The organism is Stutzerimonas chloritidismutans, assembly GCF_051486945.1.
GTDB classification, from domain to species: Bacteria; Pseudomonadota; Gammaproteobacteria; order Pseudomonadales; family Pseudomonadaceae; genus Stutzerimonas; species Stutzerimonas chloritidismutans_B.
In genome coordinates, this window is record NZ_JAHVDX010000001.1 from 848,370 (window position 1) to 873,977 (window position 25,608).

The window sequence follows — 25,608 nt, forward strand, 5'->3', positions numbered from 1 at the left end:
GTTATCTGCCGTCAGGACTCGATATGGATCTGGCCAACCTCAGCGCTTTCATAGCAATCGCCGAAACCGGCAGCTTTTCGCTTGCCGGCGAACGGCTACACCTGACGCAGCCGGCTATCAGCAAACGGCTTGCCTCACTCGAAAACCAACTAGCTGTTCGCCTGTTCGACCGGCTCGGCCGGGAAATCAGCCTGACAGAGGCTGGCCGTGCCTTGCTTCCCCGCGCCTACCAGATCCTCAATGTGCTGGACGACACGCGCCGCGCGCTGACCAACCTCAACGGTAATATCAGCGGCCAGCTCTCGCTCGCGACCAGCCATCACATCGGGCTGCACCGCCTGCCGCCCTTGCTTCGCCGCTTTACCCGGGCCTGTCCCGAGGTGAACCTGGACATTCGTTTTCTCGATTCGGAAATCGCCTATGAAGACATCTTGCACGGACGCGCCGAGCTTGCGGTGATCACCCTCGCACCGGAGACGGCGCCGCCTGTTTTGGCGCATGGCATTTGGGACGATCCGCTCGACTTCGTGGTGGCGCCGGAGCATCCCCTGGCACAGAGAAAGGCTGTCAGCTTGGAGGACATTGCAACCTTTCCCGCGGTGTTTCCCGGCGAAAACACCTTTACGCACCACATCGTCCACCGCCTGTTCGAGCAGAAAGGCCTCAAGCCGAACGTGGCGATGAGCACCAACTACATGGAAACGATCAAGATGATGGTGTCGATCGGCATCGCCTGGAGCGTCTTGCCTCGCACCATGCTGGATGAGCAAGTCGTCCGCCTACCGCTGCCAGGGGTGCAGCTTGCACGGCAATTGGGCTACATCAGTCACAGCGAGCGCACCTTGTCGAACGCGGCCAAAGCATTCATGGCCTTGCTCGAGGAAGCGGCTACTGAGGCCCAGCCGTAGACATGAAAAAGGGCGTCTTGCGACGCCCTCAGATCAGGCCTCTTCCAGCGCCAGGCGTTCACCGTTGATCGGGATACGCTTGGGCTTGGCCTCTTCCGGTACGACACGCTCGAGCTCGATGCTCAACAGGCCGTTATTCAGCGCTGCGCCCTTGACCTCGATGTGGTCGGCGAGGCGGAACGACAGTTTGAACGCGCGCTGGGCGATGCCCTGGTGAAGATAGGTGACGTTCTCGCCACCGTTCTCCCGCTTGCCGCCGCTGATGGTCAGCACGCCACGCTCGACCTGCAGGTCCAAATCGGATTCTTGAAAGCCAGCCGCTGCTACGATGATGCGGTACTGGTCATCACCATGCTTTTCCACGTTGTAGGGTGGAAACGAGCTGTTCGCGTCGTTGCGTAGCGCTGACTCGAACAAGTCGTTGAAACGATCGAAGCCAATGGATTGGCGAAACAAGGGAGCCATTGAAAAGCTGCTCATGGTGCTATCTCCTGAAATCAGCGAGTTGTGATTGCGGAACCCGAATTCGGCATTCCATGATCCCCTAAATAGGTGCCGCTCGGCACAATTCAAGACCGTCCGTCGGGGGTAATTTCATGTCCAAAATCATGTTGATCACCGGCGCCAGCCGTGGCATTGGGGCCGCAACTGCCCGGCTTGCAGCCGCTGAAGGTTATGCGTTGTGCCTGAATTATCATCAGCGCCAAGATGCCATCGACAGGCTGGTCGATGAGCTGCGCGAGGCCGGCGCCGAGGTGGTTGCGATCGCTGCGGATGTCGCGGACGAGGCGCAGGTCGAACGGATGTTCCAGACACTCGACGACCGTTTCGGCCAGCTCGATGTGCTGGTGAATAATGCCGGCATGCTCGAACGCCAGATGCGCCTCGACGAGATGGACGCCGCTCGTCTGGCGCGCGTATTCGGAGTCAACGTACTGGGCAGCTTCAATTGCGCGGCACGCGCAGTGAAGCGTATGTCCACGCGGCATGGCGGACAGGGCGGTGCTATCGTCAACGTCTCGTCCATCGCAGCGAAGCTAGGCGCACCGAACGAGTACATCGATTACGCCGCCGCAAAGGGCGCGATCGATAGCATGACGCTGGGCCTGGCAAAAGAAGTCGCCGGCGAGGGCATCAGGGTCAACGCGGTTCGACCTGGGATCATCGATACCGAGATACATGCCAGCGGCGGTGAGCCGGGCCGAGTCGAGCGAGTGAAAGGCAGCGTACCCATGGGACGAGGCGGTCGCGCGGACGAAGTTGCCGAGGCGATCCTCTGGCTCGCCAGTGAACGCGCTAGCTATGTCACCGGCGCGCTGCTGGATATTAGCGGGGGACGCTAGAACGCCGCGTCCATTAGAACCGGCCTGTTTATTCCCAGCAGCGCATCCAGCCGTTCGCAATCGTTCTCGCGGCGCACGCGCGCGAAAAGCTCGACCGCTTCGGGATAGCTTCGGGTAAGCATCGACAGCCACTGCTTGAGCCGCCCGGGTGCATAGCGTGGCGACAACTTTCGGCGTGCCTGACGCCAGAACTCGGCCAATAAGGGCTGCAGATCAGTCCAACTCATCGGCTGCACCGCCTCCCCTCGCCTCGCCGCCGCGATCTGCCGCGCCAGATCAGGGCGGCAGACCAGGCCGCGCCCTAACATGATGTCTTGCGCGCCGCTGACCTCGCGGCACCGCTGCCAATCTTCAACCGACCAGATATCCCCGTTCGCGTACACCGGAACGGACACCACCTCCTGCACCCGAGCCACCCACTCCCAGTGCGCCGGCGGCTTGTATCCTTCGACCTTGGTTCTGGCGTGTACAACCAATTGCTCAGCGCCGCCCTCAACTAGAGCAAGGGCGCAGTCGAGCGCGATATCGGGGCTGTCGAACCCGAGGCGCATCTTTGCAGTGACTGGAGTCGACGGCGGAACAGATCGGCGAACCTCACACAGGATGTCGTGCAGCAGCTCCGGTTCCTTGAGCAACACCGCACCGCCGCGGGATTTATTGACCGTTTTGGCCGGGCAACCGAAATTGAGGTCGATCGCCGGCGCGCCAAGGCTGCAGGCAAGCGCGGCGTTTTCCGCCAGCAAGATCGGGTCCGAACCCAGTAACTGCACGCGCAACGACGTGCCTGCTCGGGTTATGGCGCCGCGCTGAAGTTCCGGGGCTAGTTTGTGGAAGCTGGACGGAGGCAGCAGCCGGTCCGACACGCGAATGAATTCCGTGACGCACCAATTCACACCGCCCACGCTCGTCAGAATGTCACGAAGGATTTCATCGACGAGCCCCTCCATGGGCGCCAAAGCGATTTGCATCAGTAACTGCTCAGCCCGAAAAGGGGCGCATTGTACGGGGCCGCCGGCTAGTTGGACACGCCCCACCCGGGCCTGTACGCGGCTACTGCTCCGCTTCGTCGGTGCCCTTGATCGTATCTGTGCCGGTCGTTGCCCCCATGCCTCCGGTAGTCCCGGCCGCACCGGTACCCATGGTGCCGAGCGCCTCATCGTTACCCTGCCCGTCGTCGCGGGTGTCCCCGGCATCGCGATTGTCAGCTCCGATAGTTGAAGTCGGCGCTTCCATCGCCCCGGTTCCGGTGGTCGATGGGTTACTGAGATCACCGTCCGCGTCGGCCATCGCCAGTCCTGACATCAGTAACGTGCAGGCCGCTATTGCATGTAGAGATTTCATCGATTTGTCCTCCGTCGTGTTGGTCAGTCATCTGCCTCGTGACCGAGGGTACGGCGCGGGCGGTGCTCCATATCAGTGTCAGTGTCGCCGTGCTCAGGCTGGTCGTAGTGAGCCTGGTTGCCCTCGCGGTCCGGCTCGTCGTCCGGAAGCCGTTCGATGCCCTCGCCCATGCCCATCGAGCCGTTGCCTAACGAGCGGTCCGCCGGTGCTGGCCCCTGCTGAGCCAAGTGCAGGCCCGGCCGGTCGATCGGTGCGGCCATGGCCCATGCCGACAAGGTCATGGCGACGACGAAAATGAATGAAGATTTCATCGCGTAGGTGCGCATGTTGCCTCCTTGGTATGCGTGTTTTGTCATTAGGCAGGCCGCGGCGCGAACAGTGCGCCAACGCGGACGATCAGCGACCAATGGCAGAGGCGGAACCTGATCGGGCGAGGCGGGTCCACTACTTAGAGCCGCATGAACGCGGCTCGGCGTTCGATGATCAGCCGACACCGGCAGAAAGGAATTCAACATGATCAATCCCGCACTGGTAATTGCCTTGGTCGTTCTGGGATGGGGCAGCGCTGCCATCGCCATGCTCTGGGGCTTGTTACGCGTCCTTCGTCATCACTACCAAGACGTATCCCCGCTGCCTAAAGGCCGGCCCAGCCCCTGCTGCAGCGAACCGCACAAGGCTGAAATCTCGCTAAGCGCCTGAGAATTGCCCGGCTTTTTTCTTACCCGGGGGTGACAGCTCGCCATAAAGCTGTAGAATGCCGGCCCACAGACGCGGGATGGAGCAGTCTGGTAGCTCGTCGGGCTCATAACCCGAAGGTCGTCGGTTCAAATCCGGCTCCCGCAACCAAATCGAAAGGGTCACTCCAAGAGTGGCCCTTTTTCGTTTCCTCACGCTGACGACTGCAAGTGCGTGTCGCTAAGCATTTGAAACAAAACGCCTAAATATTGTTTAACGGTTGACAGGGAAACGTCACGCTGTAGAATGCCGGCCCACAGACGCGGGATGGAGCAGTCTGGTAGCTCGTCGGGCTCATAACCCGAAGGTCGTCGGTTCAAATCCGGCTCCCGCAACCAAATCAGAAAGCCACTCTTAGGAGTGGCTTTTTTTTGCCCGTTACATAGTAACCGGCTTCTTTCGCCCTTCTTTCCCCAGCTTGCCCTTTCTGACTGGGACTGGCGCACCAAGTAGACACGCCGCTCTTGCCTGTAGCCCTAAAGCCGATGTACGAACCTAGCATCCATCCGCCCCTACACGCCCGCTCGCTGCCCTAGTAATTAACGCTGTCGAATGAGGATCAGCCAAACGATTCATGCTGGGTGGAAATGCTTAATCAATAATCCGCGTGAAAATTTCTTAAAGATAGGACGTGCTACTACGCCGCTTGCATGGTTGCAAACCGTAGGAGCATGCCTGGCTATTGCGAGGGCTCACGGATGAACACAGCGATTTCAACCCAGCGTATTCCCACCGGCTGCGCCATCGGCATCGCCTTGCTGATAAGCGGAACCACCGTCGCGAGCTCTCGCGCCGATCTTGCCAATCGCGACGACCACCCCAACGCCTACGAGGTCAGTACCCGCTCCCGCAGCGCATGCACTGCTCCGTCAGAGGGGCGCACTTCACTTCAGGGAAAAAGAGAGGCGCAGACCTGCAAACCCAGCGCCCAGCCCAGCGCGCCGATTCACATCGCTCAGCCTCTCTCCGAGAACTACAACCTCCGCTCAAGCAAAACGATTCGGTACATCTTCTAGGAGAACGCTGTGAAGACAACGATGCGCAATCCTCATCGGGGCCAGCCACTCGTGTTAGCCGATGGGTACTCGTACACCGAGATCTTCCAAGCACTCGATACGACCGAGACGTTGTGGGGTTCGCCTCTAGCGATCCGAGTTTTCCACGGATCGCTCGGTTCGAACTGCGAGATTGAGCTCAGCGCTCGCCCTGCACGAAACGGAGACAGCACCTGAGATCTCGCAGCCAGATGCAGCCTAGCGGCCAGTACCAAGTCGAGGATGGTAAGTGCGCTGAAAACCTTCCTCGACCCTCCTTCTCGCGCCCCGAGCTACCACCAGCCACTCAACCCGATTCGTCGCCCCTCGGCCGCTCGATCAGCGCGCGGACGGTCGTGACGAGTCGCTCGAGCCCAGTGCCCTTGGCAAGAAATGCATCGACGAGATCACGGCCGGGTACTTGCTGGGGCATCGCAGCGCTCATCATCAGAATGGGCACGGCGTCGTAGACCGGCTGCCGGCGGATGGCGCGCGCCATTTCCACGCCGTTCAGCTCGGGCATCATGTAATCGGTGATGATGAGCGCCGGCATCTCTTGTTCAAGCCTGGCAAGACCCTGCGCCCCGTTTGCCGCCTCGGTAACGCGATAGCCCTCCTCCTCCAGGATCATGACCATCAGCTTACTCAGCCCAAGCTCGTCCTCGACCAGCAGCACAAGCGGCGCTAGTCCGTCCTGGCCGTTGTCACACATCCCGTTCCCCAGCCGATGACAGGCGGTGGGCGCGGCCCGTCACGACCCCCTCGGTGCCGGACATCCGCTCGCCGAGCCGGAATCCACTCGAGTCGAGCATGAATTCATAGACGTAGGGGTCAAAGCCACTTTCGCGCATCTTCAGGATGGCCAGGGTGCGGTAGAGACGCGACTCGAGTTCGGCGTAACGCAGCAGCACGATATTTTCGGCGATCGCCGATATGGTGGCGAACTGAAGCCCACGCTGATCGCCGACAATCTCGGCGAGCTCGGCGGTGAAAAAGGTGGTGACTCCCTCGCAGCGCAGGATGGCAGTCAGGGTACTGAGGAACCGACCCAGCCGTTGGGTGTTGATCGAGGCCTGTTTGAAGGCGTCGACGCCGTCGATGAACAGGCGTTTCGCGCCACGACGACGAACCGCAGCGATGATCTTCTCGGCGACCTCGTCTTGCAGGAATTCGGTCGGTGAATGATGGACCACCTCGACGGCGCCCTGATCGATGAGCGAACCCAGGTCCAGCCCAAGTGCGCTGGCGCGTCGGCGCAGGCGATGCGCATCTTCATAGAAACCGAACACCAGGCCCGGCTCCTCGAGCGTGCTCTGGCAGATGAAGCTCAACCCAAGGGTCGTCTTGCCGACGCCGGTTGGCCCGACCAACAAGGTCGTCGACGAATAGGGGATGCCTCCGTGGATGATCTCGTCGAGGCCCGCCGCGCCCGTCGAGAGCCGCTGGCCTCGCATTGGCACGGATCGCAACTCCCCTGTGATGGCTTCCAGCCGAGGGAACACACGAAAACCAGCGTTGGAGATCGAGGTCATATGGCGGCCGGCGACAAAATCGCTGCCCCGAAACTTGCGAACCTGAAGGTAGCGGTAGGTGCGGAAATAGTCTTCGTCGCTGCCCAGTTGCAGCCAACCGTCGACCATCGTGAATTCCGGACTGCCGGAGTCACGCTTGCTATTGGTCAGCAACAGAATGGTGCAGCCGACCACATCGGCATACACCGACAGGTCGTTGATGAACTCCCGGAAGGCTCGCTCCGAATGGGCGTTTTCTTCCAGCGCGAAGAGCCCGTCGACGACGATCAACGATGCCTGCTGGCGCTTCCCGTTGCGCGAGAGATAACGCAGCACGCCTTCCAAGCCTTCATTGCGCAAAATGTCGAAGGCGCTTTCGTAGGTGACGGACGTTCCCGCGTGCCGGTTGTCCATAAACGCCATGTTCTGCAGGTGGCGCAGCAGGCGGTGATGGGTTTCGGCCAGCAGCGTCACATACAGCGACCGCTCGCCACGGGCGGCCCAGCTGTAACAGATCTGATTGGCGAGAATTGTCTTGCCTTCACCCGGGCCGCCCTGAACGATGTAAACCGCTCGGGGCAGCAGGCCACCTTTGAGCACGGCGTCCAGGCCGGGCACGCCAGTTGGCACGCGCGCCGGGCCTGAAGTCACAGGGGAATCGGTTTCGCTCACGACAGTCACTCGTTCAGAACAATCGGAGGCATGTTAACAAATGTACCGGCCGTAGCCCGGGTCAGCCGCACATGGATCGACAACGCGATTTCGATGTCGTTTCGAGGTCGACCTGCCTATCGGCGAAACGGCGCTGCCGGCCAGGCCAGCTGGTCAGCGAATGAGCAGCCATACTGGAGCCGCCAGCACAAAACCCCTACCATGCGCCGCGAACCAGAGGACAACAACAAACGCACCTATGCACTCAGCCCGCCTGCCGCGCCTGGACTTGCGCCGACTGATCATCCTGCTCGCCATGCTCAGCGGACTGATCACGCTCAGCATCGGCTTCTATGCGAGCTACAAGGTGCAGCGCGAATCGCTCATCGACAGCACGCTCGAGGCCAACCGAGCCTACGCCGCCAAGCTTGCGGACAGCACCGAGCTCTTCTTCAGGGGCGCGCAGCAGCAGCTGGCCGTGAGCGCACAATGGCTCGCCACACGCTTCGATGACACCGCCCTGATTCACGAAGCGGACCGACTGCGACGGCAGACTGACAGCTTCAACGCCGTACTCATCACCGATGCCCACGGCGTAGTACGTGCGACCGCACCAAATACGGGCCGACTGGTCGGCCAGAAGCTCGATTCGCCTGGAGCGCGCGAGGCATTGCTAGAGCGCCGGCCTCTGATTAGCAGCCCCTACGTGTCGGCCATCGGCGAACTGGTGGTGCTCATTTCCCATCCGATCACGGCCGAGGATGGGACCTACCTCGGCTACATCGGCGGAGCCATCTACCTAAAGGATCGCAACATTCTCAACAGTCTGTTGGGCGATCACTTTTACCTCGACGGTTCCTATCTCTATGCGGTCGATCGTTCGCGCCGGCTCCTCTATCACCCCGACCCGGCACGGCTGGGCACCGTCGTGGGCGACAACCCGGTCATCGACAAGGTATTGCAAGGCAACGCGGGCAGCGAACGCGTCATCAACAGCCAGGGCGTGGACATGCTGGCCGGGTATGCCTCGTCGCGCTCGAGCGGCTGGGGCGTAGTCGCCCAGCGGCCGACGGCCGACACGCTCCACCCGCTCGACGGCCTGATGCTCAAGGTGCTGCGTGAAACAGCACCGCTCGCCCTGTTGACCCTGCTCTGCATCTGGGGGCTGGCGAGGCTGATTACCCGTCCGCTCTGGCAACTGGCGCAGAGCGCCACCGAAATGGACGCCCCTGACAGTGCCGACCGCATCCAGCGCATCCGCTCATGGTATTTCGAGGCGGCACAACTCAAGCGCGCCATGCAGCTGGGCATCAGCCTGCTACACCAGCGCATCGGCAAGCTCAATCTGGATGCCCAGACCGACCCGCTCACTGGCCTGCACAACCGCCGGGGCCTGCAATTGGCGCTCGAAGCACTCGGAACCGAGCGCCGCCCTTTTGCCGTGATCGCCCTGGACCTCGATCATTTCAAGCGCATCAACGACTCCCACGGGCATGACGTTGGCGACAACGTGATCCGCTACGTGGCACAGCTGATGACGGCCTGCTCGCGCGGCGCCGACATCTTGTGCCGCAGCGGTGGCGAAGAGTTTCTCATCCTGCTGCCGGAAGCGAACCTGGAATCGGCCCTGCTCGTCGCCGAGCGCCTGCGCCAGTGCGTCGAGCAGGACGACCTCCCCGACGTGGGGCACATCACCATCTCGTTGGGCATTGCGCTGTGGCCCTATCACGCCGTGCACATCGACCGCGTGTTCAAACTCGCCGACGGCGCGCTCTATAAGGCCAAGCAGCGCGGCCGCAACCGTTCGGAGATCGCCGAACCGGACGCCATGGGCGCGATCTGACCGGCGCCCGCCCCGGCAACCAGCCGACGCCTGGCCTCCCAAGGCAGGTTCGGCCCTGCACAAATACCTGTATACTCCCGCGCCTTTTATGCACGGTGTCCTGAGGTAACTCGATGAGCAAAGCACCTACCGTCGGATTCGTTTCGCTTGGCTGCCCCAAAGCCACGGTGGATTCCGAACGCATCCTGACCCAGTTGCGCATGGAGGGGTACCAGATCGTGCCCACTTACCAGGACGCCGACGTGGTGGTCGTCAACACCTGTGGGTTCATCGACAGCGCCAAGGCTGAATCACTGGATGCCATCGGTGAGGCGATCGCCGAAAACGGCAAGGTGATCGTCACCGGCTGCATGGGCGTCGCCGAAGACAACATCCGCAGCGTGCACCCCAGCGTGCTGGCCGTCACCGGCCCGCAGCAATACGAGCAGGTCGTCAATGCCGTGCACGAAGTGGTACCGCCCAGCATCGATCACGATCCCTTCGTCGACCTGGTGCCGCCTCAAGGCATCAAGCTCACTCCGCGCCACTACGCCTATTTGAAGATTTCCGAAGGCTGCAACCACAGCTGCAGCTTCTGCATCATCCCGTCCATGCGAGGCAAGCTTGTCAGCCGCCCGGTGGGCGACGTGCTGTCCGAGGCTGAGCGCCTGGTAAAGGCAGGGGTCAAGGAAATCCTGGTGATTAGCCAGGACACCAGCGCCTATGGCGTGGACGTCAAGTACAAGACCGATTTCTGGAACGGTCAGCCGGTTAAGACGCGCATGCTGGAGCTCTGCCAAGCGCTGTCGGGCATGGGCGTTTGGGTGCGTCTGCATTATGTATACCCCTACCCCAACGTCGATGACGTCATTCCACTGATGGCCGCCGGCAAGCTATTGCCGTACCTGGACATCCCCTTCCAGCACGCCAGCCCCAAGGTGCTCAAGGCGATGAAACGCCCGGCATTCGAGGACAAGACGCTGGCGCGCATCAAACAGTGGCGCGAGATCTGCCCCGAGCTAACCATCCGTTCGACCTTCATCGTTGGCTTTCCCGGCGAGACCGAGGAAGACTTCCAGTACTTGCTGGACTGGTTGACCGAAGCGCAGCTCGACCGCGTCGGTTGCTTCCAATATTCGCCAGTCGACGGCGCGCCCGCTGAAACATTGGGGCTTGAAGCCGTACCGGACGAGATCAAGCAAGACCGTTGGGACCGCTTCATGGCGCATCAGCAGGCCATCAGCGCCGCGCGCCTGGAGCTGAAGGTCGGCAAGGAAATGGACGTACTGATCGACGAAGTGGACGAAGACGGGGCCATTGGCCGCTCCTGGGCCGATGCCCCGGAAATCGACGGTATGGTCTATGTCGACAGCGATAAACCGCTGCAGCCGGGCGACAAAGTGCGCGTCCGCGTCACCAACGCCGATGAGTACGATTTGTGGGCCGAAGTGATCTGAGCGGCCCCAATTAACGAAAACGCCCCGCTTCTGCGGGGCGTTTTCGTTTCTGCAAGCCCGTCAGCCACGCTGCGGTGGCTGCCGCACCGGGGCGCCCTTGGCCACATAGTAGTCAGCCGTGCTGCGCGGGAGCGGATCATGCCCGCGGATCCGATCGGCAATCTTCTCGGCGATCATGATAGTGGTCGCGTTGAGGTTGCCGGTGATGATCTGCGGCATGATCGAGGCGTCCACTACACGCAGCCCTTCCACGCCATGCACCCGGCCCTGACCATCGACCACGGCCATGTCGTCCGTGCCCATCTTGCACGAGCAGGATGGGTGGTAGGCCGTCTCGGCGTGCTCGCGGACGAAGGCGTCCAGGTCCGCGTCACTCTGTGCCTCGATGCCCGGGCTGAGCTCGCGCCCGCGATACGGGTCGAGCGCTGGCTGGTTCATGATCTCGCGCGTCAGCCGAATGCCGTCACGGAATTCCTGCCAGTCCTGTTCGTACGCCATGTAGTTGAACAGGATGCTGGGGTCGACCCGCGGGTCGGTCGAGCGAATATGTACCCGTCCGCGGCTAGGCGAGCGCATCGAGCCGACATGCGCCTGGAAACTATGGCCGTCATACGCATTGGTGCCGTTGTAGCTGACCGCGACCGGCAGGAAGTGGAACTGGATGTTCGGCCACTCGAACTCGTCCCGGCTGCGAATGAAGCCGCCGGCCTCGAATTGATTGCTGGCGCCGACGCCGGAGCCCAGGAACATCCACTCTGCACCGATGGCAGGCTGGTTCCACCATTTGAGCGCGGGGTAGAGCGAAACGGGCTGCTTGCATTCGTATTGCAGGTACATCTCCAGATGATCCTGAAGGTTTTGGCCAACGCCTGGCAGGTCATGGACGACTGCTATACCAAGCCCCTTGAGCAAGGCGGCTGGGCCGACACCGGAGCGTTGCAGCACCTGTGGCGAGGCGATAGCACCGCCGCAAAGCAATACCTCGCGGCGGGCCCGGGCTGTCGCGGGCTGTTCGCGGCCACGCAGATAGGTCACCCCGACCGCGCGCTTGCCCTCGAACAGCACGCGGTCGGTCACTGCATGGGTGACGATCTGCAGGTTCGGCCGTCCCTTGGCCTGGTCGAGGTAGCCTCGGGCCGTGCTGGCCCGACGTCCGTTCGGGGTGACGGTTCGATCCATCGGCCCGAAGCCTTCCTGCTGGTAGCCATTGAGGTCGTCCGTGCGTGGATAGCCCGCCTGCACACCAGCCTCCACCATGGCGTGAAACAGCTCGTTATTGCCCGCCTTGGGAGTGGTCACGCTGACCGGGCCGTCGCCGCCATGGTAGTCGTTCGGGCCAATGTCCCGCGTTTCGGCTTTGCGGAAGTACGGCAGGCAGTCGAGGTAGGTCCAATCCTCCAGACCGGGTGATTTGGCCCAGTTGTCGTAGTCCAGCGCGTTACCGCGGATATAGCACATGCCATTGATCAGCGACGAGCCGCCCAGCCCCTTGCCACGCCCGCAATCCATGCGGCGGTTATTCATGTGCGGCTCGGGGTCGGTCTTGTAGGCCCAGTTGTAGCGGGTGCCTTGCAGCGGATACGCCAGCGCTGCAGGCATCTGGGTGCGAAAGTCCAGACGATAGTCCGGGCCGCCCGCCTCCAGCAGCAAAACGCTGACGTCGGCGTCCTCGGTCAATCGCGCCGCCAGCGTGTTCCCCGCCGAGCCGGCACCGATGATGATGTAGTCGTATTCCATGCTTCCTCCTGTTGCCGCGCGCGACTCGTGCACCGGCGCGGCCTGCCCGTCAGAACACCGAGGCGAACTCGCCCAGCTCCACCTGTACGGACTTCAACCGGGTGTAGTGCGCAAGCGACGAGATGCCGTTCTCACGACCGATGCCGGATTGCTTGTAACCACCCACCGGCATCTGCGCGGCCGACTCGCCCCAAGTGTTGATCCAGCAGATACCCGCTTCCAACCGGTGAATGAGCCGGTGCGCGCGCGCCAGATCGCGGGTGACCAGACCGGCCGCGAGGCCGTAATCGCTGTCGTTGGCGCGCCGAATCACATCCTCTTCATCGTCGTAGGTAAGCAGGCTGAGCACCGGCCCGAAAATTTCCTCGCGGACGATGGTCATCTCGTCCGTGCAGTCGGCAAAGAGGGTCGGCTCGACGTAAGCCCCCCGAGCGAGATCGCCTTGCGTCGCTCGACCGCCACCACACAGCAACCGCGCGCCTTGCGCCTTGCCCTTTTCGATGTAGCCGAGCACGTTCTGCATATGGGCGAAGCTGACCATTGGCCCGAAGTTCGTCTGTTCGTCCAACGGGTCGCCCATACGAATACGCCCGATCCGCTCAAGCAGCCTGGTTTCGAATTCCGCCGCCATGTGCCGCGGTACGAACACACGCGTGCCGTTGGTGCACACCTGACCCGAGCTGAAGAAGTTGGCCATCACGGCGATGTCCGCGGCCCGATCGAGGTCCGCGTCTTCGCACACGATCAGCGGCGACTTGCCGCCCAGCTCCATGGTCACGTCCTTGAGCGAGGACGCCGCGGCAGTCGACATGACCTTTTTGCCGGTCGCCACGCCTCCGGTAAAGGACACCTTGGCGATGCGTGGATGTTCGGTCAGCCATGCGCCGATTTCGGTTCCCGTGCCGGTCAGCACGTTGAATACGCCAGCGGGCAGGCCCGCCTCGGTAAATATTTCGGCGAGCTTGAGCGCGCTGAGCGACGTCACCTCGCTCGGTTTGAAGATCATTGCGTTGCCGGCTGCAAGTGCCGGCGCGGCCTTCCACAGTGCAATCTGGATCGGGTAGTTCCAGGCACCTATGCCGGCAACCACCCCAAGCGGCTCGCGGCGTGTGTAGACGAAGCTGGTGTCACGCAACGGGATCTGCTCGCCTTCGATGGCCGGCGCCAAGCCTGCGTAATATTCGAGCACGTCGGCGCCGGTGACGATGTCGACCGTGCGTGTTTCACTGATCGGCTTGCCGGTGTCCAGTGTTTCCAGGTGTGCCAGCGCGTCGTTGCGTTCACGCAGAATATCCACGGCCTTGCGCATCACTCGTGCGCGTTCGATGCCGGTGAAGGATGCCCAGATCCGCTGCCCCTGTTCTGCGCTGCTGACTGCGCGTTCGAGGTCTTCGGCCGACGCCTGCGCCACCTCGGCGAGCACTTCGCCATTGGCGGGGTTGATGCTTTCGAAATGGCGGCCGCTGCTGGCGTCGACGTAGGCGCCGTGGATATACAGTTGTTGCCGTGGGTAACGGGCCATGATGTACCTCTTGCGGATGTCCGTTTGGCGGCGTCTCGTGGACGCCGCCGCGGTTGGAGTTGCCGCGCACCGACGGGTAAGCCGCTGCGCGAGCGCGTCAATGACTGCCGGTAGTGCCGGGCTCGGATGCGCCGTCTGCCAAGGTCCCTTTCTCGCGCTGCAGGTGCAGGAACTGCATGTGATGCTCGTAGTGGTCGAGAATGTCCTCGATCAGCTGGCGCTTGGAATACCCCATGAGGTCGTAGCCCAGGCTGCCTTGGCGCAGGTGCGCCTCGAGCCGGTAGTAGTGCGCGCTGCTGCTGGAGGTGCGTACGGCAAAGGACGGCATGGCGCTGCGCAGCGGCCAGATCTGATAGGTGAAATCCAGCTCCGTGCCGAGGTTCACGTTGAGGATGAGATGTTCATTGCCGGCCTCACCTTCAATGATCTCCACCGGCACGCCCTTCTCGCCGAGGGCCTTCTGGATCTCTTCCATTGCGGGCCGGCAGGTCTCCTTCAGGTAGCGACGGATCTGCGACAGGCTCGGAAAACTCATGGCACGGGACAACCGCTGGCTCCAGTTCATCTGTGCATGCTCCAGCGTCGCGCGACCGGACAGATGCCCGGCGAGGCTTTTCTGGTAGCTGTCCGCCATTACCCCTTCGACATGCAGCGCCTTGAACAAGCCCACCATCATGAACACCAGCACGATTGAAAATGGCAGGCCCATGATTACAACCGTGCCCTGGAGCGCGGTCAGTCCGCCTGCGATCAACAAGGCCAACGTCAAGACGCCGATGATCGCGGCCCAGAGCACGCGCATCCACACGGGCGCATCGCTGTTGGCATCCTTGAGGATCGACGTGAAGTTGGACAACACCAGGGAGCCCGAGTCGCCCGAGGTGACGAAGAAGACAATCGCCAGCACAGTCGCAACCGTCGTGGTCAGTCCGGCCCAGGGCAGGCTTTGCAAGAACAGGTAAATCGACGATCCCGGGTTGCTGACCGCCTGGGCACCGAACTCCACCGCGCCCTGCATGACCATCTCGATCGCGCTGTTACCCATGATCGACATCCAGGCCATCATGAAAGCCAGCGGCAGCAAAAGCGTGCCGACGACGAACTCGCGAATCGTCCGGCCGCGCGAGATGCGTGCCAGGAACAGGCCAACGAAAGGCCCCCACGCGATCCACCAGGCCCAGAAGAACACGGTCCAGGCGTTTAGCCAGTCAGTGGGTTGCTCATAGGCATAGGTATCGAACGACAGGCTAATGAAGTTCGAGAAGTAGTCGCCGATGTTCATCACCAGCGCGTTGAGCAGGAAGGTCGTCTCGCCAGCGAACAGCACGAAGAGCAACAGCAGAACGGCCAGCAGCATGTTGAATTCAGACAAGCGGCGAATGCCTCGCTCGACACCGGTCGCGGCAGATATCGCCGAGAACACGACGATGAGCACCACCAGGACAGCCTGCGTGAAGGTCCCTTCCGGCACTCCAAAAATGTAATTGAGGCCGAAATTGAGCTGGATAATGCCGATACCTAGACTGGTCGCAATGCCGAACACGGTGCCCAACACCGCCGCGGTATCCACCGTGTGCCCGATCGGTCCATAGATGCCCTTGCCGAAAATGGGATAGAGCGACGAGCGGATCGACAGCGGCAACCCCTGGCGAAAGCTGAAGTACGCCAGCGACATGCCAACCAACGTATAAACGCCCCACCCGGACAACCCCCAATGCAGGAATGTCAGCTCCATGGCATGGCGCGCCGCCTGGTAGGTGCCGCCTTCACCGATCGGCGGCTCGAGAAATTGGGTAATGGGTTCGGCGATGCAGAAGAACAGCAAGTCGATCCCGATCCCGGCGGAAAACAGCATGGCCGCCCAGGTCAGTACGTTGAATTCCGGCTTCGAGTGATCGGGCCCGAGCCGAATCTTGCCGTAGCGGCTTGTCGCAATCACCACGACGAAGGTCAGGTAGGCCACAACGGCGAGAAAGTAGAACCAGCCGAAGGTGTCGGAGATCCAGCCGAGCACGGCATTGATCACGTTCAGCGATGCGTCGGTGGAAAACATCGTCCACAGCGCAAAGGCAACGATGGCAATCGCGGAACTGTAGAAGACGACCGGGTTGATACGGTCAGGGGATGGATCCTTGTCATTGGGTGAGAGCTCAGCCTCGTTCATCAGTTCGTTCTCCTGAACTTGTTCTGGCTTGGGGACATCGCGGTGCGATGGAAGCGGCAGACCGGGGCGCTGCCTTGGAGGCAGCGAAGGTCGCTGCCAAAAGAAGTCATACCGAGGTGCGGTACGCCGAATGCCACCAAAGATCGTCGCGATCTTGGCGCGGAAACAGGTGCAGCCATGCAGCCGTAAATCAAAAATAGCCTATGTTCTAAAAAAGGGCGGCTATCCTACACGAATATCGGCAACTCTGCACGCCAACCCTGGCTTTAGGCGCGTTATAGCCGACACGCGCTTCATTGCGCGCCCTTGTGACGCGCTGCGTTCGCTAAGATAGACGCCCCTACCAACGCTGCTTGCCGACATGCCTTATTACGTCTCGCCCATTGGCTTCGTCCGCTCCTGCTTCAAGGAAAAATTCGCCATCCCGCGCCAACCCCACCTGGCGCCAGCCGCGCGAGGCGTGCTGGAATTGATTGCCCCGTTTGACCAACCGACAGCCGTCGAAGGGCTCGAGCGGGTCAGCCACGTCTGGCTGCTCTTTCTTTTTCACGAAACCCTTGAGCAGCAACCGCGACTGCGGGTTCGCCCGCCGCGCCTGGGTGGCAATCGCATGGTCGGTGTTTTCGCCACGCGGGCGACGCATCGTCCCAACGGCATCGGGCAGTCGGTCGTCCGGCTGGAGCGCATCGAACCCGGTCGGCTATTTCTCTCCGGCATCGACTTGCTCGACGGCACACCTGTGCTGGATATCAAGCCGTACGTGCCCTACGCCGACTCGATTGCCGAGGCGCACAACGGCCTTGCGACCAGCGCACCGGAGATGATCGACGTCATCTGGTCTGACGAAGCACTGGCGCAGGCCAGCCAGGAGGAACAGCGGCTCGGCGAGCCGCTCGTTGAGCTGATCAGGCAGTGCCTAAGTCAGGATCCGCGTCCGGCGTACCAGACGCCACCGCCAGACCGTCGATACGGCACTCGGCTATGGGATGTCGATGTGCGCTGGCATTATCCGGATCTTCATACGATCCGAGTGATCGAAGTGGTGCGCGCCTAGCAGCAATCAGCGCGCGGGTGCTGCCTGTTGCGGTGCCGGCGTCAGCAAGAGCCGTTGGTTGCCGTACACCTTGTCCAGGTTATCACCCCTGAATGGAAAGCTCTGGTATTGACCCTTCAGCCAGGCATCGATCCCGTCCGCATAGTGCGGGCTCGCCGGGTTGCCGGACTGGCCCGAGCTGTTTAGCCCAATCATGGGTTCGTCCCGCCCGAAGTCCACCACGATGCGCATCGCCGGGATCAGCCAGGTATCGAAGCTGTCACCCCAACGATAGGCCGACACGTTCAACGTGCTGAAGTCCCCACCCGCCGCGTAGGGGCCACGGTCCAGATAGCCAGAAATCGCTTTCAGGCTGTTGCGTTGGCCCAGCGGCAGATAGGGCGCCAGCCGGCTGCTTTCTGTGCGCCACTGGTAGGTGTGCAGGCCTCCCCAGCGCCAAGCGTCGGGGTTCGCACCCTGGGCCTGCCTCATGTAAGCGACCGCGGCAGCCAGTGAGCGTGCCAGAATCCTGGGTTTATCTTCCTGCTCGGCTGTGGAGACGTCATTCCAGAATGGGCTGTCGTCCCGGCCCAGCAGATGGTCAGCCTGTGCCGAGTAGGACGCGTTGGCCATTTCCACCAGCGCCTGCCATGCCTGGCTCGTGTCTGGACCTAACTCATCGAGAAAAATCGCACGCGCCGATTCGCTCAGAAATGCCTCATACAAGGCCGCATCGGCAGAGTCAGGCGCCAGTACGCCGTCGAAACGCATTAACCGGGACAGCGCCAGGCGTGCGTCACTACGCGCTGGCTCGGCAAGCGCGTCGATCGCTGCCGTCAACGGTCCGGCCATGCCTGGCGCATCGAACATCGCCTTCAGCTTGGCCGCGAAGCGCGTCGTCTGGTCGTATTGCATCGCGATCGTGCTGCGAGTGTCCTGCTTGCCTGTGGAAAGCAGCTCGGCGATGCGCTCGGCACGCTCCGGGTAATACCAGGAATTGGACAACTGCATGCCGTAACCCTTGGGCACCGTGCGGTGGTTGGCCGTAGCCAGCCACCCTTGCGAGGGGTCCTGATCATAGGGATGCAGCATCGGATCGGCGAAACCATCCCAGTCGTAGCGGCCTTCCCAACCCGGCGACGGCAACAGACCGAGCCCTTCGCGACGGTTGGGGAAGCGCCCCGTTACCTGCCACCCAATACCCTGCTCATCGGCAAACAGAATGTTCAGCGCGGCCGCGCGAATCTCTCGCGTCGCCTCGAACGCCTGGTCGACCGACTGCGCTCGGGAGAGATCGAAGAAGGCGTCCAACGAACGATCCCCCTCGAACGGGAGGCTCTTGAATGCAATGCCGTAACCGCTGTTCATCCGGATCGGCTGTAGTGGATGCCGTCGCTCACCCAGCACGCTATTGAGCAACGGACCGTTACGGGTTTCGTAGATCGTCTCGCGGATCGGCCGCTGGCCTTTGACAATGAAGGTTTCGTGCCGCTCACGCATCGGCAACCACTTGCCGTCTGCGAGGTAGCGCCATTGGCCGCCTTCACGCCGCACCTGCTCGAGGAACAGATCCTGGGTATCGCCCATGACCATGGTCATGCCCCACGCCAGCTTGCCGTTGAAGCCAGCGACCAAGGCCGGCACGCCCGCAATGGTCACCCCGGCAGCCTGAAATTTCGGCGCTCTGATCTGCACGTAGTTCCAATACGAAGGCATCGACAACGGAAGATGCGTGTCATTGGCCAGCAATGGCTTGCCACTGCGGGTGAGGCGGCCCGAGACCGCCCAGTTATTCGAGGCCGCCACGCCGAGCATGTTCACCCCCGCGACATGCCTGGCCGCCCCTTCCACGGCAGCGAGCCCCGGGATGGTTCCGCTCAGGTCCAGCCCCGCGAGCTTCTGCGCCTCCTCGACCGGCAAGGCTTCGTCTGGATAGGTCGGCACCAGCCACGCAAGCGCGTCGCTGCCGACTTTCTGCGCCAGCACCAGTGAGGCGATTTCCTCCTGCAGGTTCATCGAAAGTCCGAAGTTGAGCAGGCAGAACACCAGCACCGAATCTTCCGGCTTCCAGTATTCCGGCTGGTAGCCGGCAGCGGCGAGATCCATAGGCAAGCGGTCGCGGTGACGGAACAGGTAAGCGTTGACGCCACGCGCATAGACTTCGAAGAACTGCTTGAGACGCGGCGAGCTGTCTCGATAAAGGACCGACGCGCTCTGACGCAGATTCACTGCCCGCATGAAACGGTCGACGTCGAGCACGCCAGGGCCTGCCATTTCCGCCAGGCGACCCTGCGCCATGAGCCGCAGGCTGACCATCTGACTCAAGCGATCGGTAGCATGGATATAGCCCAGCCCGAACAGTGCATCGTGGAAAGTCGCCGTCTCGATCAGCGGCATACCAAGCGCGTTGCGCCTGATGCTGACGCTCTTGTCGAGGCCAGTGATCGCCTGAACACCCTGCGCGGGCGGCAGGCTGTCACTGTAACGGCTATCAAGATAGGCCTGGCACCCTGAGAGCCCCCCGGCCGCCAACGCAGCCCCCAGGGCAAGGCGAAGCACAACATGTGGCAGACGCAGGGACATCGAAGGCTCCTCGCACGCAAACCCGATAGGGAAACAAGAGAATAGAGGTTGGCGGCGCACCAGATCAGGCAGCCTGTCGCCCTTTAGGCAGGGCTTCGTCGAGCAGCCAGCGCGCTGAGCGCCGGGCTTCGGCCTTGTGCTGCAGTTCCAACGCGCTGAACGACGCTTCGTGGCGACGGCGGTCGGTCTTGTCCAGGGCGTTCCAGGCGGCGTGCGTCGGCACGGTCGCTGTGGCATCGAACAGACGCTGGAAGACTTCGCATCGCGGGTCCTGGCCCAACTGCGCGTCGTAGTTGTCGAGTAACACCTTGATGCGGATGGCCCCTTCGATGAGCGGAACCTGCTCGTCGAGCAGGCTGCCTGCAAGGATACGAAGGTCCTCCGCCAGCGCAGCGTGCTGGCTGGCCTGCAGGTCAGCCAACTGCTGCTCACGTCGCCAAACCTTGCGCCATAGGTACAGGGCATAACCTGCCAGCGCTGCAACGACAAGCAGCCCGGCGACGATCAGGAGGATGGCCCAGGACGTCATATGCGCGTCAGGCTCCGTGGCACTTCTTGAATTTCTTCTCACTGCCGCACGGACAGGGGTCGTTGCGGCCGATGCTCTTCAGCGGATTACGCACGGGATCATGGCCATGGTTGCAATGCGGCCCGTGGACGTGGTGGGCGTGGTCATGGTCATGGTCATGGTCATGGTCATGGTTGCAATCGGGCCCGTGCACATGAGGTTGCTGCTGGTTCATCAGTGTCGCTACTCCGGAAGAAAGTTGCCGGGGATTATCTCGCCATTGGTTGAGATGTGCACGCCCCGACCGAGCATCAAACCGGTTTTCAGCTCGCCATCCAGACGATAGGCGATTGGCCTGTCCGGTTTTTCCAGCAGCCGGACGATGTACTTCATGTGACGCCAGAGATTGGTATGCACCGGTACTTCGTAATACTCGAACCCATGGGCCGGGACCGTCGCCCATGCGCTGGATTCTCCACTGGCCAGTTCGATTTCGTTGAGATGGACGCGATAGACGAGCCCGCGTACCGGCAGGCTCCGCTCGTTGGGATTGTCGATACGAAAGCGCAGCATGAATTGCTGTTCGAGCAATCGCGCCTTAATGATCTCGACATCCGTCAGCTGGACTTCAGGATCCTCAAAGTCACTGGAGAACCAGGTCGAGCAGCCCGCACTGACGGACAGCAACCCTAGCAGGACCACAACTCTGGATATTCTTTTTATAGGCGCGTGGTACAGCATTCCGGTACTCCAAAGGACGGCCAAGTGTAGCAAGCGGACTTCGGCCTGCAATGCACTGGTGGGCGAATTTAGCACGTCTGTGCTACGACTTTGCTACCGCCGCCTGCTAGAGCCTGAAGCCGCGATCATCGCGGGTGGATTGCCTCCTTTCACGCCTTCGGCCGCGGGGCCTAGCCAAGCAAGGCACGCGCGAGCACGCCACGGACCTTGCCAATGCCTTCATTGAGCGCCGTCTCGATCTCCGCCATGGTGATGATCCCGGCTGTCTTGCCCGCCGCAGGATTGACCACCAGCGCCAGGCACGCATAAGGCAGGCCGAGTTCACGTGCCAGTACCGCTTCGGGCATCCCGGTCATGCCCACGATGTCGCAACCGTCTCGCTCCATCCGCGCGATTTCGGCAGCCGTTTCCAGCCGGGGGCCCTGCGTACAGCCATAAACGCCGTGGCTGCTGTACGCATAACCTTCGGCGGCAAGCGCGGCAATCAATCGCTGGCGCAACGACTCATCATAGGGAAAGCTGAAATCGACATGGGTGACGTGCTCGATGTCGCCATCGAAGAAGGTGTGCTCGCGCCCGTGCGTGTAGTCGATCAGCTGACGCGGCACGCAGAGGTGACCGGCCGCCATCGCAGCGTGAATGCCGCCGACGGCGTTGACCGCGATGACTGCCTCGGCACCCGCCTGCTTCAACGCCCACAGATTGGCGCGATAGTTGACCTGATGCGGAGGAAGCCGGTGCGGGTGCCCATGACGTGCAAGAAACAACACCTCGTTACCGGCATACTCGCCGCGCAGGATATCGGCAGACGGCGGACCGTAAGGCGTCTCGATGAAATGTGCTTCGCTCAGGGCCAGGCCAGCTAATTCAGTCAGGCCAGTACCGCCGATGATGGCGTGGACAGTCATGCGTTTTCCTTGCCTCAGGCGATCAGGCCAGCCGCTTTGAGACGTTCGATGGCAGCTCGCCAGTGCGGATTTTGCTTGTATTCCAGGGTGCCGATCACGCGTCGGCGCATGGTCGCCAGCGTCCCGGGCGCCCGCACCTCCATCCGCTGCAGCGCGGTCAGGGCCAGCTCGGCAGCAGCACGATCATTACAGACGAGGCCCATGTCACAGCCAGCCTGCAATGCGGCCTTGATGCGACCGGCCGCATCACCCGCAACGTGCGCGCCGGCCATCGACAGATCGTCACTGAAGATCACCCCGCCGAAGCCGAGCTCGCCACGGAGCATGTCTTGCAACCAGCGGCGGGAGAAGCCGGCCGGCTGGTCGTCAACGGCGGGATAGATGACATGCGCGGGCATGACAGCATCCAGCTCGAAACCCAACTGACGGAACGGCAGCATGTCCTGCTGGCGAATCAGTTCTAACGGGCGCTCATCAACCGGAATGGCAACATGCGAATCGGCCTCAGCCCAGCCATGTCCAGGGAAATGCTTGCCGGTCGCTGCCATCCCCGCACGGCGCATGCCACGGATGAATGCTCCGGCGAGTTCGCCGACGCGCTGGGGGTCGCCACCGAACGACCGAGCGCCAATCACCGCACTGCGCTGGTAATCCAGGTCCAGGACCGGCGCGAAGCTGAAATCCAGCCCGACGGCCAGCACCTCCGTGGCCATGACCCAACCACAGGTTTCGGCCAGCTGTGGAGCATCGTCGCGACTGGCCAGCTCCCCCATTGCCGGGAGGCGTACGAAATCCCGGCGCAAGCGCTGTACACGCCCGCCCTCCTGGTCTACGGCGAGGAGCAGATCAGGACGAATGGCGCGAATAGCACGCGTGAGCTCGCTCACCTGCTTTGGGTGCTCGATGTTGCGAGCGAAGAGAATCAGGCCACCTACCTCCGGTTGCCGCAGAAGATGACGGTCTTCCGCAGTTAACCAAGTGCCGGCGATGTCCAGCATCAACGAACCTTGCATCAGGATGTGGTTCCTTCATCCAGCACTGCGCTTGCCCACGTCGGGCATGCCGCCTCCTCGATCCTCACTTCGCAACCGGCCGGCACGAGAGAAAAGAGAGCGAGCAAATCCGCATTGCGCAGCCGGATGCAGCCATGAGAAAGCGGCACGCCCATGGGCTCGGTATCGGGCGTGCCGTGCAAATAGATGTAGCGACGGAACGTGTCGACCTGCCCCATGCGGTTGAAGCCTGGTTCGCAGCCGCTGAGCCAGAGGATACGGGACAGAATCCAGTCGCGGCCGGGAAATTGAGCATGCAGCGCCTGGCTCCAGATCTCGCCTGTCCAGCGACGGCCCCGAAGCACGGCACCTTCTGGCAAACCGTCGCCTATGCGCGCACGAACCCGGTGACGCCCACGAGGTGTGCAACCGGAGCCGTTTTGCTCGCCAGCGCCGTTGAGCGCCGTAGAGACCGGGATGCGAACCCGCATCTGATTACGGGCGAAGCCGTACAGCTGTTGGTCAGCGATAGATATATGGAGAAGATCGAGTTCGGACATAGGCCGGTAGCTTATCCGATCGACCCAGGCCGGTGAACTCAACCCTTGGCAGGCAATGCCAACGCATTACGCCTGGCGATCGGATGAGCCTGCGCCAATGACGGGTCGAGCCCGACTGAATCGGCACGCATGCCGGCAGCGAGGAACGGCACCATCATACGCATGACCTGCTCTGTCGACGTCTTTGCGCCGAAGTCGTTTTCGGCCATCGCACGGAGTGCCTTGATTCCCGACATGCTGAACGCAGCGGCCCCAAGCATGAAATGCACGCGCCAGAACAGCTCGATAGGCGGGATAGCCGGCGAGGTCTCGTGCACACGCATCATGTAACGGCGGAATACCTTGCCGTACATATCCTCCAGATAGCGACGCAGGTGACCTTGGCTTTGGCTGAACGACAGTCCCAACAGGCGCATGAAGATCGACAGGTCATCGCCGCTGCGTGGCTTTACCGCGAGCGCCTGCTCTACCAGGATTTCCAGTAATTCTTCGAGCGTATCGGTCTTATCGGACTGCGCTTCGCGCCGGTCGAGCTCGCGCTCCAGGCTGGCACAGAAGGGGCCGAGAAACCGGGAGAACACTGCCTGGATCAGCGCCTTCTTCGAGCCGAAGTGGTAGTTGACCGCAGCGAGGTTGACCCCGGCCTTGCTGGTGATCAGGCGAAGTGACGTTTCGGCGAAGCCTTTTTCTGCAAACAGCTGTTCCGCTGCGTCCAGAATTCGCTCGACTGTTTCCGACTGCGCCATGCCTGCTCCCGCACACCAAACAAGTGTTTGAAACTTACGTTCCGGCCTTTACCAAGTCAACCTGAAACCCCTGGACACCCGGCTCGGAGGCCGAAAGCTTGCACCATGCCCGCACCTGGCTCAACCACACAACGATTGCCATGACCAATACACTGTATATAATCCCAGCACCTGTATATAAGAACAGAGTGCCTCCATGATCAAACTGACCCCGCGGCAGTCGGAAATCCTCGCCTTCATCAAGCGCTGCCTCGAAGACAACGGCTACCCACCGACACGTGCAGAAATTGCGCAGGAGCTAGGGTTCAAGTCACCGAATGCCGCCGAGGAGCACCTTAAGGCATTGGCGCGCAAGGGCGCTATCGAGATGACCCCTGGCGCCTCTCGTGGCATCAGGGTGCCAGGCTTCGAACCTGCCGCAGAGGACAGCGGGCTACCAGTGATTGGGCGAGTGGCGGCCGGCGCCCCCATTCTTGCAGCACAGAACATCGAAGAATCTTGTCAGATCAACCCTGCATTTTTCCATCCCCGTGCCGATTACCTTTTGCGCGTCCGTGGAACGAGCATGAAGGATATCGGGATATTCGATGGTGACCTGCTTGCAGTGCACACCACGCGCGAAGCCCGGAATGGCCAGGTCGTGGTAGCACGCTTGGATGATGAAGTGACCGTCAAACGCTTCAAGCGAGAGGGCAACAAGGTCTGGCTATTGGCCGAAAATCCCGAGTTCGCCCCAATTGAAGTCGACCTTGAGCAGCAGGAACTGGTGATAGAAGGCTTGAGTGTCGGCGTGATTCGCCGTTAAGGAGAGGTTCATGCAGTATCAACCACTACCCGTTGCAGGCAACCCGCCACAGCTGTCCCTGTTCGAGGGAATGCTTTCCCAAGCCGTAAGCCCCTTCAGCAAGATTCAGGTGACAGCCCCCGCTGAAGAACGTCTCAGCGAAATGATGTTGACCGGTAGCGAAGCGCATTGCCGGCTGCTGATTGCACCTATTCTTCGCGATCTTAGCCAGGCTGCTGACACCCGTTGGCTAACGCTGATCGCACCGCCCGGCTCACTTTCGCATGGTTGGCTGAAGGAAAGCGGCTTCAACCGAGACCGCATCTTGCTCTTGCCCGAGAAAGCCACTCAAGGCGCACTTGACCTTGCCTGCAAAGCGCTGATGTCCGGTTGCAGCCATACAGTGATTACCTGGTTCGACCGCTTGGACCGTAACAGCAGGGCCAAGCTACGCGCCGCGGCCGAACAGGGCGGCGCTCAAAGCTTGAACATCCGAATGGCCTGAACCCGGCCATGGAAACGGCACAT

General features: G+C 61.6%; 26 protein-coding genes and 2 tRNA genes. 11 read left to right on the forward strand and 17 right to left on the reverse strand.

Annotated features, from left to right (window positions below; genetic code table 11):
- The first annotated feature begins 23 nt into the window (after nt 1-23).
- Nucleotides 24-908 carry a LysR family transcriptional regulator gene (locus KXR72_RS03720; protein ID WP_437419754.1) on the forward strand — a complete coding sequence of 295 codons (885 nt, stop codon included), beginning with the start codon at nt 24-26 and terminating at the stop codon, nt 906-908.
- A 33-nt stretch (nt 909-941) separates the two neighbouring features.
- Here KXR72_RS03720 and KXR72_RS03725 read toward each other — a convergent pair whose 3' ends face one another.
- A complete protein-coding gene (locus KXR72_RS03725; RefSeq protein WP_437419755.1) occupies nt 942-1,388 on the reverse strand; it encodes an Hsp20 family protein in 447 nt (148 codons plus the stop codon).
- Nucleotides 1,389-1,504: 116 nt separating this feature from the next.
- On the opposite strand from KXR72_RS03725, the gene KXR72_RS03730 reads away from it, so the two are divergent.
- Nucleotides 1,505-2,251: an SDR family oxidoreductase gene (locus KXR72_RS03730; protein ID WP_437419756.1), complete on the forward strand. Its 747-nt coding sequence runs from the start codon at nt 1,505-1,507 to the stop codon at nt 2,249-2,251.
- Here KXR72_RS03730 and KXR72_RS03735 read toward each other — a convergent pair.
- From KXR72_RS03735 to KXR72_RS03745, 3 genes are all read right to left on the reverse strand, one after another.
- A complete protein-coding gene (locus tag KXR72_RS03735; RefSeq protein ID WP_437419757.1) occupies nt 2,248-3,219 on the reverse strand; it encodes a tRNA dihydrouridine synthase in 972 nt (323 codons plus the stop codon). The two genes, KXR72_RS03730 and KXR72_RS03735, sit on opposite strands and share 4 nt — an antisense overlap.
- 82 nt (nt 3,220-3,301) lie before the next feature.
- Complete coding sequence (locus KXR72_RS03740; RefSeq protein WP_437419758.1) at nt 3,302-3,592, reverse strand: hypothetical protein; 291 nt, start codon at nt 3,590-3,592, stop codon at nt 3,302-3,304.
- A gap of 23 nt (nt 3,593-3,615) precedes the next feature.
- A complete protein-coding gene (locus KXR72_RS03745; RefSeq protein ID WP_437419759.1) occupies nt 3,616-3,918 on the reverse strand; it encodes a hypothetical protein in 303 nt (100 codons plus the stop codon).
- Nucleotides 3,919-4,105: 187 nt separating this feature from the next.
- Here KXR72_RS03745 and KXR72_RS03750 point away from each other — a divergent pair, with 187 nt between their 5' ends.
- From KXR72_RS03750 to KXR72_RS03765, 4 genes are all read left to right on the forward strand, one after another.
- Nucleotides 4,106-4,291 carry a hypothetical protein gene (locus KXR72_RS03750; protein WP_437419760.1) on the forward strand — a complete coding sequence of 62 codons (186 nt, stop codon included), beginning with the start codon at nt 4,106-4,108 and terminating at the stop codon, nt 4,289-4,291.
- Nucleotides 4,292-4,361: 70 nt separating this feature from the next.
- A tRNA-Met gene (locus KXR72_RS03755) sits at nt 4,362-4,438 on the forward strand.
- 150 nt (nt 4,439-4,588) lie between these two features.
- Nucleotides 4,589-4,665, forward strand: a tRNA-Met gene (locus tag KXR72_RS03760).
- 360 nt (nt 4,666-5,025) lie between these two features.
- Entirely contained in the window at nt 5,026-5,343 is a 318-nt protein-coding gene (locus KXR72_RS03765) for a hypothetical protein (protein WP_437419761.1), read from the forward strand.
- Nucleotides 5,344-5,668: 325 nt separating this feature from the next.
- Here the strand turns inward: KXR72_RS03765 and KXR72_RS03770 are convergent, their stop codons facing one another.
- Nucleotides 5,669-6,073, reverse strand: coding sequence for a response regulator transcription factor (locus KXR72_RS03770; RefSeq protein WP_437419762.1), 405 nt, complete (start codon nt 6,071-6,073; stop codon nt 5,669-5,671).
- The gene (locus KXR72_RS03775) at nt 6,066-7,544 is read right to left on the reverse strand and encodes an RAD55 family ATPase (RefSeq protein WP_437419763.1); all 1,479 of its coding nucleotides are present in this window, start codon (nt 7,542-7,544) and stop codon (nt 6,066-6,068) included. Before KXR72_RS03775 ends, KXR72_RS03770 begins: the two co-directional genes overlap by 8 nt.
- 238 nt (nt 7,545-7,782) lie before the next feature.
- On the opposite strand from KXR72_RS03775, the gene KXR72_RS03780 reads away from it, so the two are divergent.
- Both KXR72_RS03780 and rimO read left to right on the forward strand, forming a co-directional pair.
- On the forward strand, nt 7,783-9,366 hold the full coding sequence (locus KXR72_RS03780) for a diguanylate cyclase (RefSeq protein WP_437419764.1): 1,584 nt from the start codon (nt 7,783-7,785) through the stop codon (nt 9,364-9,366).
- A 113-nt stretch (nt 9,367-9,479) separates the two neighbouring features.
- Entirely contained in the window at nt 9,480-10,802 is a 1,323-nt protein-coding gene (gene rimO / locus KXR72_RS03785) for a 30S ribosomal protein S12 methylthiotransferase RimO (protein ID WP_437419765.1), read from the forward strand.
- Nucleotides 10,803-10,862: 60 nt separating this feature from the next.
- On the opposite strand, the gene betA is transcribed toward rimO, so the two are convergent.
- From betA to betT, 3 genes are all read right to left on the reverse strand, one after another.
- Nucleotides 10,863-12,539, reverse strand: a complete 1,677-nt coding sequence (gene betA / locus KXR72_RS03790; RefSeq protein ID WP_437419766.1) for a choline dehydrogenase — start codon at nt 12,537-12,539, stop codon at nt 10,863-10,865.
- A gap of 49 nt (nt 12,540-12,588) precedes the next feature.
- On the reverse strand, nt 12,589-14,061 hold the full coding sequence (gene betB, locus KXR72_RS03795) for a betaine-aldehyde dehydrogenase (protein WP_437419767.1): 1,473 nt from the start codon (nt 14,059-14,061) through the stop codon (nt 12,589-12,591).
- 97 nt (nt 14,062-14,158) lie between these two features.
- The gene (gene betT / locus KXR72_RS03800; RefSeq protein WP_437419768.1) at nt 14,159-16,225 is read right to left on the reverse strand and encodes a choline BCCT transporter BetT; all 2,067 of its coding nucleotides are present in this window, start codon (nt 16,223-16,225) and stop codon (nt 14,159-14,161) included.
- Nucleotides 16,226-16,586: 361 nt separating this feature from the next.
- Here betT and tsaA point away from each other — a divergent pair, with 361 nt between their 5' ends.
- Nucleotides 16,587-17,279 carry a tRNA (N6-threonylcarbamoyladenosine(37)-N6)-methyltransferase TrmO gene (gene tsaA, locus KXR72_RS03805; protein ID WP_437419769.1) on the forward strand — a complete coding sequence of 231 codons (693 nt, stop codon included), beginning with the start codon at nt 16,587-16,589 and terminating at the stop codon, nt 17,277-17,279.
- 6 nt (nt 17,280-17,285) lie between these two features.
- Here the strand turns inward: tsaA and KXR72_RS03810 are convergent, their stop codons facing one another.
- From KXR72_RS03810 to KXR72_RS03845, 8 genes are all read right to left on the reverse strand, one after another.
- Nucleotides 17,286-19,841 (reverse strand): penicillin acylase family protein, encoded by a 2,556-nt coding sequence (locus KXR72_RS03810; RefSeq protein WP_437419770.1) that lies wholly within the window; start codon nt 19,839-19,841, stop codon nt 17,286-17,288.
- Between the two features lie 64 nt (nt 19,842-19,905).
- Nucleotides 19,906-20,370, reverse strand: coding sequence for a DUF2489 domain-containing protein (locus KXR72_RS03815; protein WP_437419771.1), 465 nt, complete (start codon nt 20,368-20,370; stop codon nt 19,906-19,908).
- 7 nt (nt 20,371-20,377) lie between these two features.
- Nucleotides 20,378-20,584, reverse strand: a complete 207-nt coding sequence (locus KXR72_RS03820; RefSeq protein ID WP_437419772.1) for an SEC-C metal-binding domain-containing protein — start codon at nt 20,582-20,584, stop codon at nt 20,378-20,380.
- Nucleotides 20,585-20,592: 8 nt separating this feature from the next.
- Complete coding sequence (locus KXR72_RS03825; RefSeq protein ID WP_437419773.1) at nt 20,593-21,090, reverse strand: LEA type 2 family protein; 498 nt, start codon at nt 21,088-21,090, stop codon at nt 20,593-20,595.
- Nucleotides 21,091-21,260: 170 nt separating this feature from the next.
- Nucleotides 21,261-21,998 (reverse strand): S-methyl-5'-thioinosine phosphorylase, encoded by a 738-nt coding sequence (locus KXR72_RS03830; RefSeq protein WP_437419774.1) that lies wholly within the window; start codon nt 21,996-21,998, stop codon nt 21,261-21,263.
- A gap of 14 nt (nt 21,999-22,012) precedes the next feature.
- Nucleotides 22,013-23,011, reverse strand: coding sequence for a beta-N-acetylhexosaminidase (gene nagZ / locus KXR72_RS03835; RefSeq protein WP_437419775.1), 999 nt, complete (start codon nt 23,009-23,011; stop codon nt 22,013-22,015).
- Nucleotides 23,011-23,550 (reverse strand): L,D-transpeptidase family protein, encoded by a 540-nt coding sequence (locus tag KXR72_RS03840; protein ID WP_437419776.1) that lies wholly within the window; start codon nt 23,548-23,550, stop codon nt 23,011-23,013. Before KXR72_RS03840 ends, nagZ begins: the two co-directional genes overlap by 1 nt.
- 38 nt (nt 23,551-23,588) lie before the next feature.
- Entirely contained in the window at nt 23,589-24,296 is a 708-nt protein-coding gene (locus KXR72_RS03845) for a TetR family transcriptional regulator (RefSeq protein WP_437419777.1), read from the reverse strand.
- Nucleotides 24,297-24,492: 196 nt separating this feature from the next.
- Between KXR72_RS03845 and lexA the strand changes: the two genes are divergently transcribed.
- Both lexA and sulA read left to right on the forward strand, forming a co-directional pair.
- Entirely contained in the window at nt 24,493-25,101 is a 609-nt protein-coding gene (gene lexA / locus KXR72_RS03850) for a transcriptional repressor LexA (RefSeq protein WP_437419778.1), read from the forward strand.
- 10 nt (nt 25,102-25,111) lie between these two features.
- Nucleotides 25,112-25,585: an SOS-induced cell division inhibitor SulA gene (sulA, locus tag KXR72_RS03855; protein WP_437419779.1), complete on the forward strand. Its 474-nt coding sequence runs from the start codon at nt 25,112-25,114 to the stop codon at nt 25,583-25,585.
- Nucleotides 25,586-25,608: the final 23 nt, after the last annotated feature.

Coding starts and splice junctions, on each gene's coding strand:
- KXR72_RS03780 (WP_437419764.1), top strand. CDS start 7,783: ATGCACTCAGCCCGCCTGCCGCGCCTGGACTTGCGCCGACTGATCATC.
- KXR72_RS03845 (WP_437419777.1), bottom strand. CDS start 24,296: ATGGCGCAGTCGGAAACAGTCGAGCGAATTCTGGACGCAGCGGAACAG.
- sulA (WP_437419779.1), top strand. CDS start 25,112: ATGCAGTATCAACCACTACCCGTTGCAGGCAACCCGCCACAGCTGTCC.
- KXR72_RS03720 (WP_437419754.1), top strand. CDS start 24: ATGGATCTGGCCAACCTCAGCGCTTTCATAGCAATCGCCGAAACCGGC.
- KXR72_RS03825 (WP_437419773.1), bottom strand. CDS start 21,090: ATGCTGTACCACGCGCCTATAAAAAGAATATCCAGAGTTGTGGTCCTG.
- rimO (WP_437419765.1), top strand. CDS start 9,480: ATGAGCAAAGCACCTACCGTCGGATTCGTTTCGCTTGGCTGCCCCAAA.
- KXR72_RS03840 (WP_437419776.1), bottom strand. CDS start 23,550: ATGTCCGAACTCGATCTTCTCCATATATCTATCGCTGACCAACAGCTG.
- lexA (WP_437419778.1), top strand. CDS start 24,493: ATGATCAAACTGACCCCGCGGCAGTCGGAAATCCTCGCCTTCATCAAG.
- KXR72_RS03770 (WP_437419762.1), bottom strand. CDS start 6,073: ATGTGTGACAACGGCCAGGACGGACTAGCGCCGCTTGTGCTGCTGGTC.
- KXR72_RS03820 (WP_437419772.1), bottom strand. CDS start 20,584: ATGAACCAGCAGCAACCTCATGTGCACGGGCCCGATTGCAACCATGAC.
- KXR72_RS03810 (WP_437419770.1), bottom strand. CDS start 19,841: ATGTCCCTGCGTCTGCCACATGTTGTGCTTCGCCTTGCCCTGGGGGCT.
- nagZ (WP_437419775.1), bottom strand. CDS start 23,011: ATGCAAGGTTCGTTGATGCTGGACATCGCCGGCACTTGGTTAACTGCG.
- KXR72_RS03735 (WP_437419757.1), bottom strand. CDS start 3,219: ATGCAAATCGCTTTGGCGCCCATGGAGGGGCTCGTCGATGAAATCCTT.
- betB (WP_437419767.1), bottom strand. CDS start 14,061: ATGGCCCGTTACCCACGGCAACAACTGTATATCCACGGCGCCTACGTC.
- KXR72_RS03745 (WP_437419759.1), bottom strand. CDS start 3,918: ATGCGCACCTACGCGATGAAATCTTCATTCATTTTCGTCGTCGCCATG.
- KXR72_RS03815 (WP_437419771.1), bottom strand. CDS start 20,370: ATGACGTCCTGGGCCATCCTCCTGATCGTCGCCGGGCTGCTTGTCGTT.
- KXR72_RS03725 (WP_437419755.1), bottom strand. CDS start 1,388: ATGAGCAGCTTTTCAATGGCTCCCTTGTTTCGCCAATCCATTGGCTTC.
- tsaA (WP_437419769.1), top strand. CDS start 16,587: ATGCCTTATTACGTCTCGCCCATTGGCTTCGTCCGCTCCTGCTTCAAG.
- KXR72_RS03740 (WP_437419758.1), bottom strand. CDS start 3,592: ATGAAATCTCTACATGCAATAGCGGCCTGCACGTTACTGATGTCAGGA.
- KXR72_RS03730 (WP_437419756.1), top strand. CDS start 1,505: ATGTCCAAAATCATGTTGATCACCGGCGCCAGCCGTGGCATTGGGGCC.
- betA (WP_437419766.1), bottom strand. CDS start 12,539: ATGGAATACGACTACATCATCATCGGTGCCGGCTCGGCGGGGAACACG.
- KXR72_RS03830 (WP_437419774.1), bottom strand. CDS start 21,998: ATGACTGTCCACGCCATCATCGGCGGTACTGGCCTGACTGAATTAGCT.
- betT (WP_437419768.1), bottom strand. CDS start 16,225: ATGAACGAGGCTGAGCTCTCACCCAATGACAAGGATCCATCCCCTGAC.
- KXR72_RS03765 (WP_437419761.1), top strand. CDS start 5,026: ATGAACACAGCGATTTCAACCCAGCGTATTCCCACCGGCTGCGCCATC.
- KXR72_RS03750 (WP_437419760.1), top strand. CDS start 4,106: ATGATCAATCCCGCACTGGTAATTGCCTTGGTCGTTCTGGGATGGGGC.